Genomic DNA, 12,772 nt, shown 5'->3' on the forward strand with positions numbered 1-12,772 from the left:
ACAATGGCTCTGAAGATTACTCAAATTAAGGGCCTGGTGGGCACCAAGCCGAACCACCGCGCCAACATTGAGGCCCTGGGCCTCAAGCGGATCGGTCAGTCCGTGGTTAAGCAGGACACCCCGATCATCCGCGGCATGGTTAACAAGGTGCGTCACCTGGTCACCGTTGAAGAAGTGGCAGGGGAGTAGATAAATCATGGCTGATATCATCAAGCTGCACGATCTGCGCCCTTCCAAGGGCGCTAACAAGGCCAAGACCCGCGTCGGCCGCGGTGAGGCCTCCAAGGGTAAGACCGCCGGCCGCGGTACCAAGGGTACCAAGGCACGTAAGCAGGTCTCGGCCGCTTTCGAGGGTGGCCAAATGCCCATCCACATGCGTCTGCCGAAGCTCAAGGGCTTCCGCAACCCGAACAAGGTCGATTACCAGGTGGTCAACGTGTCCGACCTGGCCAAGGCCTTCCCGAACGGCGGCGACGTCACTGTCGCAGACATCGTCTCCGCCGGCCTGGTCCGCGCTAAGCAGCCGGTCAAGGTCCTGGGCAACGGTGAGATCAGCGTCAAGCTGAACGTCACCGCTGACAAGTTCTCCAAGTCCGCTGTGGAGAAGATCGAGGCCGCCGGTGGTTCCACCACCGCGACCAAGTAAGTCTTTTTAAGACCTACTAAACAACAATCCCACCGCCGGGTTCCCGTTTCCGGGACACCGACGGTGGGATTTTTCTTTGTCTTATCTGCCACTACAGCGCTCGCCGCGCTGGTGCGGCAAGCGCCAGGGGAGCGGCGCGATAGGTTACTTGGACTCCTCGGAGGCCGGCGCGGACGGCTCGGTGGAGGAGACGTCGTGCTCGTTCTCGCTGCGGGAGGAGTCGTCGCAGGCGGTGGCGCCGCCCACGGCAAGCAGCGCGGTCAGGGCGACGGCCGCCAGGCGGCGGGTGGGGTGGAACTTAGTGGTAGCCATAGATAGAATTCCTTCCTTGAACGGCTAACGGTTGTCTGTCCTGCCAGCCTAGTCGTTTTTGCGGGTGGCGTTGTGGGCTACCCGATTCCGCAGGGGGATAACGGCGATAAACGCCACGGCCACGACGAGCCAGCCCGCGCCCAGTAGGAGCCCGGCGTTGGCCAGGCGCGGGGCGGTCTCTATATCCCCGGCGCCGGAGAGCATCACCAGGCCGATGACCGCGCCCCAGGTAAATCCGAGCAGGCTGACGGTGATAAGGGGAGCGAAGATCTCGTAGGCGGCCACGCGGGTGAGGAAGCCCGTGCGCAGCCCCATCAGCCGGAGGCTGTGGGTCAGGTCAGCGTTGGCGAAGACCTCGTGCGCTTGGCCCTGCAGGATGGACATCGCCATGATGCAGAAGCCGAAGGAAATGGTCAGGATGATCCCGGTGAAAACGTCGTGGAAAATGATGGAGGCCTCCGGGCTCTCCTGCAGTGCCCGGCTCAGGTCGTCGCCGCCAAAGGGGGAAACGATCATGTAGCCGGCCAAGAGTCCGAAAAGCGAACTCGGCGCGATCCGCCGCCAGGTTGCCCGAGCCCCGGCAGCCACCCGGCGCGAGGCTATGAAGTGCGCGTTAGACCCCAAGGGGCCCGCCAGCCGCGCGCCGACTTGGAGGAAGAGCGGAGCGATGAGGCTCAGAGTGGCGATGAGCAGGAACAGAAATCCGACGACGGTGAGCATAGCCGCCAGGCTGGTAAATAGCTCGAGCAGTTTGATTCCCGCCAACAGAAACACGGCGAGCACCAGGAAGGCCACCGAGCGCCACCAGCGCAGCGCCCGGGGCATCTGCCGGCGAGCTACCCCTAGCGGGCTCACTGCGACCCGCTGCATCCCGGCCAGGGCGGCGGCCAACGCCAGGACGATGAGCGCGGATCCGACGGCCAGGTAGCCCCACCACGGCAGGTAGAGCTCGGTCGGGGAGAGGGGAATCCCCATAAAGGTCAGGGTGGAAAAGGTCGGGACTAGCAGCGCGCTTATAAGCGCCCCGAGCGCGGTGCCGAGCAGTGCGTTGATGCCCGTCTCCAGGACCGTCATGCGAGTGATGTCGCGGGCGCTGAGCCCCACCAGCCGCAGCGCGGCCAGACGCCGCTCCTGCCCGGCCGCGCTGGTCACGGCGGCCTGGGAGATGAGGCCAAACAGGGCAGGCACTAAGAACGCGCAGGCAGTTAGCGCCAAGACCGTCCAGGTGTGGGCGTCCATGCCCGGCTGGGAGGTGTCCAAGTTGGCCTGGAGGTTAGCGTCCTCGCCCCGGCGGTAGAACATGTACGTCCCGCCGGCAACGAGGAAAGCAATCGTCGCGCCCACGGTTAGCGAGCCGAGTGAGAGCAGGGTCAGGGTGCCGGTACCGGTGCGCGAGGACACGGAGGCCCGGAACAGCTGCAGGGCTAAGCCGCCGATGGAAGCGCGCACCGGCGCGGGCCGAGCGCGGCGCACCGTCGTCGAAGAGGTGGGAGTGCTCATCGCGCGGCCCCCAGTAGGCGGTCGTCGTGGATGATGCCGTCGCGCAGCTCGATGCGCCGGTCCAACCAGTCGGCCACCTGCGCGTCGTGGGTGACCAGCACGAGGGTGGAGCCTTGCTGGCGCACCAGCGTGGTCAGCATCTGCATGACGTCGTGCCCGGTGGCCTGGTCGAGCGCCCCGGTTGGCTCGTCGGCGAAGATGACCGCGGGCTCGGTGGCCAGCGCGCGGGCGATGGCCACCCGTTGCGCCTGCCCGCCGGACAGCTGCCCGGGGCGGCGGTCGGCGAACTCGCCCAGACCCAGTTGATCCAGCAGGTGGACGGCGCGGCGCCGGGCCTTCCGGCGGGAGGTGCCGGTCACGGTAGCCGGCAGCGCGATGTTCTCCGCGGCGGTGAGCTCCGGCAGGAGCTGCCCGTCCTGGAAGACGAAGCCGAAGGAGCTAAGGCGCAGGTGCGAGCGGTCGCCGTCGGTGAGTTCGGTCAGGTCGGTCGTTCCGAAATGGACCCGGCCGCTGCTGGGCAGCAGGACCCCGGACATGCAGTGCAAGAGGGTGGACTTGCCGGAGCCGGACGGGCCCATGATGGCTGCGGTTTCACCCGGGGAAAGCTCCAGGGTGATGCCGGAGAGGACATCGGTGCCGCCAAAATTCTTGGTGACGTCGTTGAGTTTCAATGTGGTCGTCATGTTTACCTATTCAACGTGGGAGAACGCTGGCGCAGAAGCGGGGTGGTCCTAGATTTACGGGTAGGGCTGGCCCTACCCCCACCGAGAGTGCAAACGTTAAAGTCAGTCCTTGTGAAACTCCCGTGGAAACATAACCCGCGCGCGGCCGTCAACCCGGCCGCCACCGAGCGCGCGCACGAGCGGGCCCAAGCCCAGCGCCTGGCCGAGCTTACCCGCGCTCGCCGGGCGATCGCGGACGCCTACGAAGTCGAGCGCCAGCGCATCGAGCGGGACCTGCACGACGGCACCCAGCAGTACCTCGTGGCGGCCTCCATCAAGCTGGGCGAGGCCCTGCTGGACCTGGGCGGCACCGAGGCAGAACTGGTGCGCGCGGCCAAGGAAGACATCGATAACGGGCTGGCCAGCCTGCGCGCGACCGTCCGCGGCATCCAGCCGCAGGTGCTCACGGACCGCGGGCTGGTCGCCGCGCTTAACGATGCCGCGGCGGGGCTGGGCCCGCACGTCGCAGTCCGCGCCCCGCACCCGCTGCCGGAGCTGCAACCCAGCATTTTGGCCGCGGCCTATTTCTTCGCCACCGAAGCCATGACCAATGCCGCCAAGCACGCCCCGGGTGCGGCGGTCAGCGTCCTGGTCACCGCCGACGCCAACCTGCGCATCACCGTGGTGGACGAGGGCCCGGGCGGGGCCGAGCTGGCCCGCGGCCGGGGGCTGGCCGGGATGCGCGAGCGGCTGGCGGCTTTCGGCGGCAGGCTGGAGCTGAACTCGCCGGCGGGCGGACCCACGCGGGTGGCGGCGGTCATTCCGTTGCTGTTGGAACGAGGAGAAACGGGGATCGGATAATGCGGATTGTTATCGCGGATGATTCCGCGCTGCTGCGCGAAGGCGTGGCCGGGCTACTGGAGCGCCGCGGCCACCGCGTCGTCGGCCAGGCCAGTGACGCCGACCAGCTGGTCGGACTGGTGCGCGAGCTGGCCGCCACCGGCCGGCTCCCCGAGGTTGTGATCACGGACGTGCGGATGCCGCCGCGCATGGCCGACGACGGCCTGCGGACCGCGGTGAGCCTGCGGCAGGAGTTTCCGGGCCTGGCGGTCGTGGTCTTGAGCCAGTACGTGGCCCCGGCCTATGCCGTGGAGCTTTTCGATAACACCGACGGCGGGACCGGCTACCTGCTCAAAGACCGAGTATCGGAAGTGGCGGACTTCCTTAAGTCCCTGGACACCGTGGCCGCCGGCGGCGTGGTCATCGACCCGACGGTGGCGCAGGCGCTGATGAACTCGGCGCGCAGCGGCATCGGCGAGCTCACCCCGCGGGAGCGGGAGGTACTAGAGCTGATGTCCTGCGGGCTGTCCAACCGGGAGATCGAGACCAAGCTGTTCCTATCGACGGCGGCGGTGGGGAAACATGTGAGCAATATCTTCCTGAAACTGCGTTTGGACCCGGCGCAAGAAAACCGGCGGGTCAAGGCCATCTTGCGCTACCTCGCCCAGCGCCAGTTTCCCGGCTAAGGCGAGCCTAATCACGTTTAGGCCGCTGCTATTGGGGCTAATGCTTTTGCGGCTGGTAGGGTAATGGGGTCAAAACTGTTCATCCCACCCGGAGGGCTCACCAGGCTGCCTTCACCGCGCGCGCCGCGGGCGGCGGCCGGGCCGTGCCCAGCGGGTCAAATGAGTATCCACCTCGAGGCAGTAGAAGGGCACCGGCACGCGCGAGGCGCGGGCGGTATTTTTCTGCGGACGCCCTCGGTAGGCCAGGAGGATTGTGTAGTGTCCGCCATTATCCAGGCATTTAAGGACGCCGATCTGCGCAAGAAGATCATCTTTACGATCGTGATGATCATCGCGTACCGCATCGGCGCGCAGATCCCGTCCCCGGGCGTCGACTACGGCGCCATCGCGGGCCGTCTGCGCGACCTGACGGAAGAATCCGGCAACCTGTACTCCGTCATCAACCTGTTCTCGGGCGGCGCGCTGCTGCAGCTGTCGGTCTTCGCCATCGGCATCATGCCGTACATTACGGCCTCCATCATCGTGCAGCTGCTGACCGTGGTCATCCCGCACTTCGAGCAGCTGAAGAAGGAAGGCCAGTCCGGGCAGACCAAGATGACTCAGTACACGCGCTACCTCACCGTGGCGCTGGCGCTGCTGCAGTCCTCCGGCATCGTCGCCCTGGCCGACCGCCAGCAGCTGCTGGGCCAGGGCGTGGAGGTCCTGGTTCCGGACCGCAACATCTTCGACCTGGTGGTGCTGGTGCTGGTGATGACCTCCGGCGCCGTGCTCGTGATGTGGATGGGCGAGCTGATTACCGAAAAGGGTATCGGCAACGGCATGTCCCTGATGATCTTCGCAGGTATCGCGACCCGTCTGCCTACCGACGGCATGAACATCCTGCAGAACAACGGCGGCCTGGTCTTCGCCATGATCGTCGCCGGCGTCATCGTCCTGGTCATCGGCATCACCTTCATCGAGCAGGGCCAGCGCCGCATCCCGGTCCAGTACGCCAAGCGCATGGTGGGCCGCCGCCAGTACGGTGGTTCCTCCACCTACCTGCCGCTGAAGGTCAACCAGGCCGGCGTTATCCCGGTGATCTTCGCCTCCTCGCTGATCTACATGCCGGTGCTTATCACCCAGATCGTCAACTCCAACAACGCGGTCACCCCGGACAACTGGTGGCAGCGCAACGTCATCTCCTGGCTGCAGAGCCCGGCGTCCTGGCAGTACATCGTGCTCTACTTCGTGCTGACCATCTTCTTCGCCTACTTCTACGTTTCGGTTCAGTACGATCCGGCGGAGCAAGCGGATAATATGAAGAAGTACGGTGGCTTCATCCCGGGCATCCGCCCCGGCCGCCCGACGGCCGAGTACCTGGGCTACGTGATGAACCGCCTGCTGTTCGTGGGCGCTGCCTACCTGGGTATCATTGCTATCCTGCCGAACATCCTGCTGGACTTCGGCGTGGGGCACTCCCAGGGCGGCGGCATGACCGCCTTCGGTGGTACCGCGATCTTGATTATGGTCTCTGTTGCCTTGACTACCGTCAAGCAGATTGAGTCCCAGCTTCTGCAATCGAACTACGAAGGACTGTTGAAATAATGCGTTACGTACTCCTTGGACCTCCCGGTGCCGGCAAGGGCACGCAGGCCGCTATCTTGAGCGAAAAGCTGGGCATCCCGCACATCTCCACCGGTGACCTCTTCCGCGCCAACATCGGTGAGGGCACCGAGCTGGGCAAGGAAGCCAAGTCCTACATGGACGCTGGCCAGCTCGTGCCGACCGACGTCACCGCCCGCATGGTCAAGGACCGCCTCGAGCAGGACGACGCCGCCAAGGGCTTCCTGCTGGACGGCTTCCCGCGCACCGTGGAGCAGGCCGATATCCTGACCAAGCTGCTGGCCGACAAGGGCCTAGAGCTGGACGGCGTGCTGAACTTCGAGGTGTCCGAGGACGTCGTGGTCGAGCGCATGCTGGCCCGCGGCCGCGCGGACGACACCGAGGACACCATCCGCACCCGCCTGGGTGTCTACCGCGATGAGACCTTCCCGCTCATCCAGCACTACGGCGACGCCATCATCCCGATCAAGGCCGAGGGCGAGGTCGAAGAGATCAACGCCCGCGCCATGGAAGCACTGGGGAAGTAGGTTAAGAGCCATTTCCATCTTCTCGCGCCGCAGCAAACGCATCCCCGCCCGCACCCCGGGCGAACTCGACGCCATGCAGGCGGCCGGCGAAATCGTCGGCCGGGCCCTGCAGGCCGTGCGCTTGGCTGCGGCGCCTGGCGTATCTACCCTCGAGCTCGACGCCGTCGCGGAAGAACTCATCCGCGGCGCCGGGGCTCAGCCCACCTTTAAGGGCTACGAGGGCTTCCCGGGGTCCATCTGCGCCTCCGTCAACGACGTCATCGTCCACGGCATCCCCGATAACGAGACGGTCCTGGCCGAAGGCGACTTGGTCTCCATCGACTGCGGGGCCACCCTCGACGGCTGGGTGGGGGACAGCGCCTGGACCTTCCCCGTCGGCGAGGTCAGCGCGGAGGCGGCCAAGCTGAACGATGCCACCGCCTGGGTCCTGTCCGAGGGGCTGCAAGCCATGGTGCCGGGCAACCGACTGACCGACGTCTCCCACGCGCTCGAGTTAGCCACCTGGGCCGCCGAGGAGAAGTTCGGCGTCGAGCTGTTCATCGTCGACGGCTACGGCGGCCACGGCATCGGCCGCACCATGCACGAGGAGCCCTACCTGGCCAACGAGGGCCGCCCGGGCCGCGGGCCCTATATCCAGGAAGGCTCCGTGCTGGCCATCGAGCCCATGCTGACGCTGGGCACCGAAGACTCCGTGGTTCTGGACGACGACTGGACCGTCATTACCGAGGACGGCTCGCTGGCCTCCCACTGGGAGCACACCGTCGCCGCCACCGCCGACGGCCCGCGCATCCTGACCCCGCGCTACGACAAATAGCCCGGCCTTACTAGGGCCAGGCTCCCGAAAGCCCCCCCGGGTAGCGCGCGGCGGCGCCGGGCGGGAATAGCCCGTGCGCGGCTACGATTTGGTAACGTTCGCGCCCGGCTGGGAAATTCCTCGGGCACAGGTCTATAATTTTCAGCATGTCGAAATTCCGCTTCAATGCCGTCCCCCTGGCTTTCCGTCGCGCCGCCCTCGCGCTGGCCGCCACGGTGGCCATGGCCGTCACCCTGATTGGTGGCGTACCGAACGCCCAGGCCCAGCAAATGCCGGACCCGACCCGTTTGTCCTCCCAGGTTCAGTTGAACCAGGGTAGCTCCGAACTGCCGAGCATCGACCAGCTGTCCAAGCAGGTCCAAGACGAGGCTGACAAGTTCTTCGGCGGGGCTCGCGAGCAGGCCTGGAACACCCGCAACCAGATGCTCGACGAGGTCAACAAGCTCAACCCGCAGGCCGCCAACGCCCTGCGCCCGGTCGTCGACAACGTCCTGAACGCTCTGTTCCCGGGCCTGGTGGCCCAGAAGCAGGCCGAGGCCAAGGCCGCCCGCGAGGCCGCTGCCCGCGCCCAGGCTGAGCAGGCCGCCCGCGAGAAGGCTGCCGCCGAGGCCGCCGCCCGCAAGGCGGAGCAGGAGCGCCAGCGCAACGCCTTCAACCGCGGCCCGTGCCCGGCCGACGCCGCCGTCTGCGTCGACCTGGACGGCCGCCGCACCTGGCTGCAGAAGAACGGCGATGTCACCTACGTCGCCCCGTCCATGGCCCCGGGCAAGCCGGGCCAGGAGACCCCGCGTGGCACCTTCCACGTCAACCGTAAGATCAAGGACGAGATCTCCTACGAGTTCAACAACGCCCCGATGCCTTACGCCATCTACTTCACCAACAACGGCCACGCCTTCCACCTGGGCGACCCGGCCTACGACTCCGCCGGCTGCGTCCGCCTGCCGGACCAGGCTGCTATCCGTTACTTCAACGACCTGCAGATTGGTGACAAGGTCTTCATCTACTAAGCGAAGCTTCGACATCTGAAACTTCCCCGGCCCGCCCCGCACCGCCTTTCATGGCGCGGGGCGGGCCTTTTCGCGGGCGCTTGCCGGCTGGGATCCTGCACCAGGGTGGTGGCACGGGTTTGGAATTCGTGTCGTTAACGCGTATGCTCTTTGTTTGGTGTATGTGTGCGGAACTTCCCGCACGTTAAACGCCAGGCAGTAGACAAATACATGCAGTCGCTTTGGTTAGTCGCCAGCGGCTAGAAAAGTTGAGGTTATGGCTAAGGAAGGCGCAATTGAGGTCGAGGGCCGCATCATCGAGCCCTTGCCGAATGCAATGTTTCGTGTCGAGCTAGACAACGGACACAAGGTTCTTGCCCACATTTCGGGCAAAATGCGTCAGCACTACATCCGCATCCTCCCCGAGGACCGGGTAGTTGTTGAGCTGTCTCCTTACGACCTGACCCGCGGACGCATCGTCTACCGCTACAAGTAAAGACAGTAAGCCTCCTTACCCAGGGGCGGCCGCAAGGTCGGTCGCCTTTTTCCACCTCAGGCCACGGTGGCTTGAGCCCCACCACAATTTCGCGCTGGCACCGGCACGGTCCGGACAGCGCGCGAAATGGTAGGGGACGGGTAGGGAGAAAACCACCGTAAAAACCCGAAAGGACAAGCCACATGGCACGTCTAGCTGGTGTTGATCTCCCGCGCAATAAGCGCATGGAGATCGCTCTCACCTACATCTATGGCATCGGGCACACCCGTGCCAAGGCACTGCTGGAAAAGACCGGCATCTCTCCCGACCTGCGTACCGACAACCTGGATGATGACCAGCTGTCGGCACTGCGTGACGCGATCGAGGCTGAGTACAAGGTAGAAGGCGATCTGCGCCGCCAGGTACAGGCCGACATCCGCCGCAAGATTGAAATTGGCTGCTACCAGGGCCTGCGCCACCGCCGTGGCCTGCCGGTTCATGGTCAGCGCACCAAGACCAATGCTCGTACTCGTAAGGGTCCGAAGAAGACGATCGCAGGAAAGAAGAAGTAATTCATGCCTCCAAAGACTCGTTCCGGCGCCCGCCGTTCCGGCCGTCGCGTCGTAAAGAAGAATGTGGCCCAGGGCCACGCGTACATCAAGTCCACCTTCAACAACACCATCGTCTCGATCACCGATCAGACCGGTGCTGTGATTTCCTGGGCATCCTCCGGCCACGTCGGCTTCAAGGGTTCCCGTAAGTCCACCCCGTTCGCAGCCCAGATGGCTGCCGAGTCCGCCGCCCGCAAGGCGATGGAGCACGGGATGAAGAAGGTTGACGTTTTCGTTAAGGGCCCGGGCTCGGGCCGCGAAACCGCAATCCGTTCGCTCCAGGCCGCCGGCCTGGAGGTGTCCTCGATCTCGGATGTGACTCCGCAGCCGCACAACGGCTGCCGTCCGCCGAAGCGTCGTCGCGTTTAAGGGAAGGAAGAGGTAACTAAACTATGGCTCGTTATACCGGCCCCGCTACCCGTGTATCCCGCCGTCTCCGCGTCGACCTAGTCGGCGGCGATATGGCGTTTGAGCGCCGCCCGTACCCCCCGGGACAGGCTGGCCGCAACCGGATCAAGGAATCCGAGTACTTGCTGCAGCTGCAGGAAAAGCAGAAGGCAAAGTACACCTACGGTGTCCTGGAGCGTCAGTTCCGTCGCTACTACGCAGAGGCCAACCGTCTGCCGGGCAAGACCGGTGACAACCTGGTCATCCTGCTGGAGTCCCGCCTGGACAACGTGGTCTACCGCGCTGGTCTGGCTCGCACCCGCCGCCAGGCCCGTCAGCTGGTCTCCCACGGCCACTTCACCGTCAACGGTAAGAACATCAACGTTCCGTCCTTCCGCGTGACGCAGTACGACATCATCGATGTCCGCGAGCGTTCCCAGAAGATGGAATGGTTCGAAGAGGCCCAGGACCGCCTGGCCGACGCCAACGTTCCGGCATGGCTGCAGGTCGTTCCGGAGACCCTGCGCATCCTCGTGCACCAGCTGCCCGAGCGCGCACAGATCGACATCCCGCTGCAGGAGCAGCTCATCGTCGAGCTTTACTCGAAGTAAACTTCGAAAAGTCATCTTTATCCCTCTACCGACGTCATATAGCGGGCGTCGAAAAGGAGAATTTCAATGCTCATTTCCCAGCGTCCTCAGCTCTCCGAGGAGTTCATCGACTCGTCTCGTTCCAAGTTCGTCATCGAACCGCTCGAGCCGGGCTTCGGTTACACCCTCGGCAACTCCCTGCGTCGCACCTTGCTGTCGTCCATCCCGGGCGCGGCCGTGACTTCCGTCAAGATTGATGGCGTTCTCCACGAATTCACCACCATCAACGGGGTCAAGGAAGACGTTTCCGAGATCATCCTGAACATCAAGGGCCTGGTACTGTCCTCCGACTCCGAGGAGCCGGTCGTTATGTACCTGAGCAAGGAAGGCCCGGGCGAGGTCACCGCGGGCGACATTCAGCCGCCGGCCGGCGTGGAGATCCACAACCCGGATCTGCACATCGCCAGCCTGAATGACACCGCGAAGCTGGACATGGAGCTCGTCGTAGAGCGCGGCCGTGGCTACGTGCCGGCCGCCGCTACGTCTGGGGAAATCGGCCGCATCCCGGTCGACCAGATCTACTCCCCGGTCCTCAAGGTTTCGTACAAGGTCGAGGCAACTCGTGTTGAGCAGCGCACCGACTTTGACAAGCTGATCATCGACGTGGAGACCAAGAACTCCATCACCGCTCGCGACGCCCTGGCTTCCGCCGGTGGCACCCTGGTCGAGCTGTTCGGCTTGGCGCGCGAACTCAACACGGCCGCCGAGGGCATCGAGATCGGCCCGTCCCCGCAGGAGACGGAGTTCATCGCTGCCTACAGCAAGCCGATTGAGGACCTGAACTTCTCCGTTCGCTCCTACAACTGCCTGAAGCGCCAGGAAATCCACACCGTCGGTGAGCTCGCCGAGTGCACCGAGTCCGACCTGCTGGATATCCGCAACTTCGGTCAGAAGTCGATCAATGAGGTAAAGATCAAGCTGGCTAACCTGGGTCTGGCTCTGAAGGACACTCCGGAAGACTTCGACCCCACCCAGCTGGAAGGTTACGACGCTGAAACCGGTGACTTTAAGGATCCGGCTGCAGACGATTCCGAGTAAAGAAGCTAGTGCGCCGGCGCAGCCGGCTGCAGCGCTCATTTAAAACGCTAACGAGGAGTACATAATGCCTACCCCGAAGAAGGGTGCCCGTCTCGGCGGCTCCGCTGCCCAGCAAGCTCACCTGCTGAGCAACCTGGCAGTCAGCCTGTTCGAGCACGGCGCTATCAAGACCACCGATGCGAAGGCGAAGATGCTTCGTCCTTACGCTGAGAAGATCATCACCAAGGCCAAGTCCGGCTCCGTTGCCGACCGCCGCCAGGTTCTGAAGCTCATCCCGCACAAGGATGTTGTTGCTTACCTGTTTGATGAGCTGGCCCCGAAGTTCGCTAACCGCGACGGCGGCTACACCCGCACCATCAAGCTGGACAACCGCGCCGGCGACAACGCTCCGATGTCCCAGATCTCCCTGGTGACCGAGGAGACCGTCTCCGCCGAGGCTAACCGCGCCACCCGCGCTGCCGCCTCCAAGCAGGCTGAGGCCGAAGAGGCTGAGGCTGAAAAGGCCGAGGAGACCGCTGAGGAAGCTCCGGCCGAGGAGACCACCGAGGCTCCGGCCGAGGAGGCTTCCGCTGAGGCTGAGGCTGAGACCGAGGCTGAGGACAAGTAAGTCCTTCTTACTCAGTAAACCCGCCCGTCCACTCCGCGCCCGCGGGGAGGCCGGGCGGTTTCTTTGCGCCGTAGCGCCCTCGCCCAATGAGCAACACCGCCCAGCGGGGGATACCGCCCAGCGGGGGATACCGCCCAGCGCGGGTAGCACCGCGCTGAGCGATACGACGGCCGATACAACAACGAACCGCCGGCGGCCCGAAGGCTACCGGCGGTTCGCTGTCTCTGTCTCTCTAAGGTTCCCCAAGCCACTGCTTGAAAAGGAAAACTCCTCCGCGGCCGTTCAAGCCGCCTCTGCGAAGTCCGCCCCGCTTTGGCTGTCACCAGCCGCCCTGCGGGGCGCAAGGACCATCTCTCAAATCCACACCAAGGAAAGGGGATTATCGCCTTCCCTTGGCGCCTGACAATTATTGTGGCAGGTCAGTCTGTA

General features: G+C 64.6%; 17 protein-coding genes. 14 read left to right on the forward strand and 3 right to left on the reverse strand.

Annotation, left to right across the window (positions count from 1 at the left end; all coding sequences use genetic code 11):
* The first annotated feature begins 3 nt into the window (after positions 1-3).
* Positions 4-189, forward strand: a complete 186-nt coding sequence (rpmD, locus tag QQS53_RS01900) for a 50S ribosomal protein L30 (RefSeq protein ID WP_070768215.1) — start codon at positions 4-6, stop codon at positions 187-189.
* A gap of 7 nt (positions 190-196) precedes the next feature.
* Positions 197-646, forward strand: coding sequence for a 50S ribosomal protein L15 (gene rplO, locus QQS53_RS01905; RefSeq protein WP_070768216.1), 450 nt, complete (start codon positions 197-199; stop codon positions 644-646).
* Between the two features lie 144 nt (positions 647-790).
* Here the strand turns inward: rplO and QQS53_RS01910 are convergent, their stop codons facing one another.
* From QQS53_RS01910 to QQS53_RS01920, 3 genes are read right to left on the reverse strand one after another with little or no spacing between them, the layout of a single operon-like run.
* Positions 791-958: a hypothetical protein gene (locus QQS53_RS01910; RefSeq protein ID WP_472774262.1), complete on the reverse strand. Its 168-nt coding sequence runs from the start codon at positions 956-958 to the stop codon at positions 791-793.
* A 48-nt stretch (positions 959-1,006) separates the two neighbouring features.
* The gene (locus tag QQS53_RS01915; RefSeq protein WP_472774263.1) at positions 1,007-2,458 is read right to left on the reverse strand and encodes an FtsX-like permease family protein; all 1,452 of its coding nucleotides are present in this window, start codon (positions 2,456-2,458) and stop codon (positions 1,007-1,009) included.
* Positions 2,455-3,141: an ABC transporter ATP-binding protein gene (locus QQS53_RS01920; protein ID WP_472774264.1), complete on the reverse strand. Its 687-nt coding sequence runs from the start codon at positions 3,139-3,141 to the stop codon at positions 2,455-2,457. Before QQS53_RS01920 ends, QQS53_RS01915 begins: the two co-directional genes overlap by 4 nt.
* A gap of 198 nt (positions 3,142-3,339) precedes the next feature.
* Here QQS53_RS01920 and QQS53_RS01925 point away from each other — a divergent pair, with 198 nt between their 5' ends.
* The 12 genes from QQS53_RS01925 to rplQ all read left to right on the forward strand — a co-directional run bounded on the left by QQS53_RS01925 (position 3,340) and on the right by rplQ (position 12,343).
* The gene (locus tag QQS53_RS01925) at positions 3,340-3,981 is read left to right on the forward strand and encodes a sensor histidine kinase (RefSeq protein ID WP_472774505.1); all 642 of its coding nucleotides are present in this window, start codon (positions 3,340-3,342) and stop codon (positions 3,979-3,981) included.
* A complete protein-coding gene (locus tag QQS53_RS01930; RefSeq protein WP_472774265.1) occupies positions 3,981-4,646 on the forward strand; it encodes a response regulator in 666 nt (221 codons plus the stop codon). Before QQS53_RS01925 ends, QQS53_RS01930 begins: the two co-directional genes overlap by 1 nt.
* 258 nt (positions 4,647-4,904) lie before the next feature.
* Positions 4,905-6,230, forward strand: coding sequence for a preprotein translocase subunit SecY (secY, locus tag QQS53_RS01935; protein ID WP_472774266.1), 1,326 nt, complete (start codon positions 4,905-4,907; stop codon positions 6,228-6,230).
* Positions 6,230-6,775, forward strand: a complete 546-nt coding sequence (locus tag QQS53_RS01940) for an adenylate kinase (protein ID WP_290224745.1) — start codon at positions 6,230-6,232, stop codon at positions 6,773-6,775. Before secY ends, QQS53_RS01940 begins: the two co-directional genes overlap by 1 nt.
* 16 nt (positions 6,776-6,791) lie before the next feature.
* The gene (gene map, locus QQS53_RS01945) at positions 6,792-7,589 is read left to right on the forward strand and encodes a type I methionyl aminopeptidase (protein WP_472774506.1); all 798 of its coding nucleotides are present in this window, start codon (positions 6,792-6,794) and stop codon (positions 7,587-7,589) included.
* A 146-nt stretch (positions 7,590-7,735) separates the two neighbouring features.
* Entirely contained in the window at positions 7,736-8,596 is an 861-nt protein-coding gene (locus tag QQS53_RS01950; RefSeq protein ID WP_472774267.1) for a L,D-transpeptidase, read from the forward strand.
* A gap of 256 nt (positions 8,597-8,852) precedes the next feature.
* On the forward strand, positions 8,853-9,071 hold the full coding sequence (infA, locus tag QQS53_RS01955) for a translation initiation factor IF-1 (protein WP_004566852.1): 219 nt from the start codon (positions 8,853-8,855) through the stop codon (positions 9,069-9,071).
* A 182-nt stretch (positions 9,072-9,253) separates the two neighbouring features.
* Entirely contained in the window at positions 9,254-9,622 is a 369-nt protein-coding gene (gene rpsM / locus QQS53_RS01960; protein ID WP_472774268.1) for a 30S ribosomal protein S13, read from the forward strand.
* Between the two features lie 3 nt (positions 9,623-9,625).
* Complete coding sequence (rpsK, locus tag QQS53_RS01965) at positions 9,626-10,030, forward strand: 30S ribosomal protein S11 (protein ID WP_070768225.1); 405 nt, start codon at positions 9,626-9,628, stop codon at positions 10,028-10,030.
* Positions 10,031-10,053: 23 nt separating this feature from the next.
* A complete protein-coding gene (gene rpsD / locus QQS53_RS01970; protein ID WP_070768226.1) occupies positions 10,054-10,659 on the forward strand; it encodes a 30S ribosomal protein S4 in 606 nt (201 codons plus the stop codon).
* Positions 10,660-10,725: 66 nt separating this feature from the next.
* Positions 10,726-11,736 carry a DNA-directed RNA polymerase subunit alpha gene (locus tag QQS53_RS01975; RefSeq protein ID WP_070768227.1) on the forward strand — a complete coding sequence of 337 codons (1,011 nt, stop codon included), beginning with the start codon at positions 10,726-10,728 and terminating at the stop codon, positions 11,734-11,736.
* Positions 11,737-11,800: 64 nt separating this feature from the next.
* The gene (gene rplQ, locus QQS53_RS01980; protein WP_472774269.1) at positions 11,801-12,343 is read left to right on the forward strand and encodes a 50S ribosomal protein L17; all 543 of its coding nucleotides are present in this window, start codon (positions 11,801-11,803) and stop codon (positions 12,341-12,343) included.
* The last annotated feature ends 429 nt before the right edge of the window (positions 12,344-12,772 follow it).

This window comes from Corynebacterium sp. 2571A, from assembly GCF_055700935.1.

Coding starts and splice junctions, on each gene's coding strand:
- QQS53_RS01910 (WP_472774262.1), bottom strand. CDS start 958: ATGGCTACCACTAAGTTCCACCCCACCCGCCGCCTGGCGGCCGTCGCC.
- rpsM (WP_472774268.1), top strand. CDS start 9,254: ATGGCACGTCTAGCTGGTGTTGATCTCCCGCGCAATAAGCGCATGGAG.
- rpmD (WP_070768215.1), top strand. CDS start 4: ATGGCTCTGAAGATTACTCAAATTAAGGGCCTGGTGGGCACCAAGCCG.
- rplQ (WP_472774269.1), top strand. CDS start 11,801: ATGCCTACCCCGAAGAAGGGTGCCCGTCTCGGCGGCTCCGCTGCCCAG.
- rplO (WP_070768216.1), top strand. CDS start 197: ATGGCTGATATCATCAAGCTGCACGATCTGCGCCCTTCCAAGGGCGCT.
- QQS53_RS01915 (WP_472774263.1), bottom strand. CDS start 2,458: ATGAGCACTCCCACCTCTTCGACGACGGTGCGCCGCGCTCGGCCCGCG.
- QQS53_RS01940 (WP_290224745.1), top strand. CDS start 6,230: ATGCGTTACGTACTCCTTGGACCTCCCGGTGCCGGCAAGGGCACGCAG.
- QQS53_RS01975 (WP_070768227.1), top strand. CDS start 10,726: ATGCTCATTTCCCAGCGTCCTCAGCTCTCCGAGGAGTTCATCGACTCG.
- rpsD (WP_070768226.1), top strand. CDS start 10,054: ATGGCTCGTTATACCGGCCCCGCTACCCGTGTATCCCGCCGTCTCCGC.
- QQS53_RS01950 (WP_472774267.1), top strand. CDS start 7,736: ATGTCGAAATTCCGCTTCAATGCCGTCCCCCTGGCTTTCCGTCGCGCC.
- rpsK (WP_070768225.1), top strand. CDS start 9,626: ATGCCTCCAAAGACTCGTTCCGGCGCCCGCCGTTCCGGCCGTCGCGTC.
- infA (WP_004566852.1), top strand. CDS start 8,853: ATGGCTAAGGAAGGCGCAATTGAGGTCGAGGGCCGCATCATCGAGCCC.
- QQS53_RS01930 (WP_472774265.1), top strand. CDS start 3,981: ATGCGGATTGTTATCGCGGATGATTCCGCGCTGCTGCGCGAAGGCGTG.
- QQS53_RS01920 (WP_472774264.1), bottom strand. CDS start 3,141: ATGACGACCACATTGAAACTCAACGACGTCACCAAGAATTTTGGCGGC.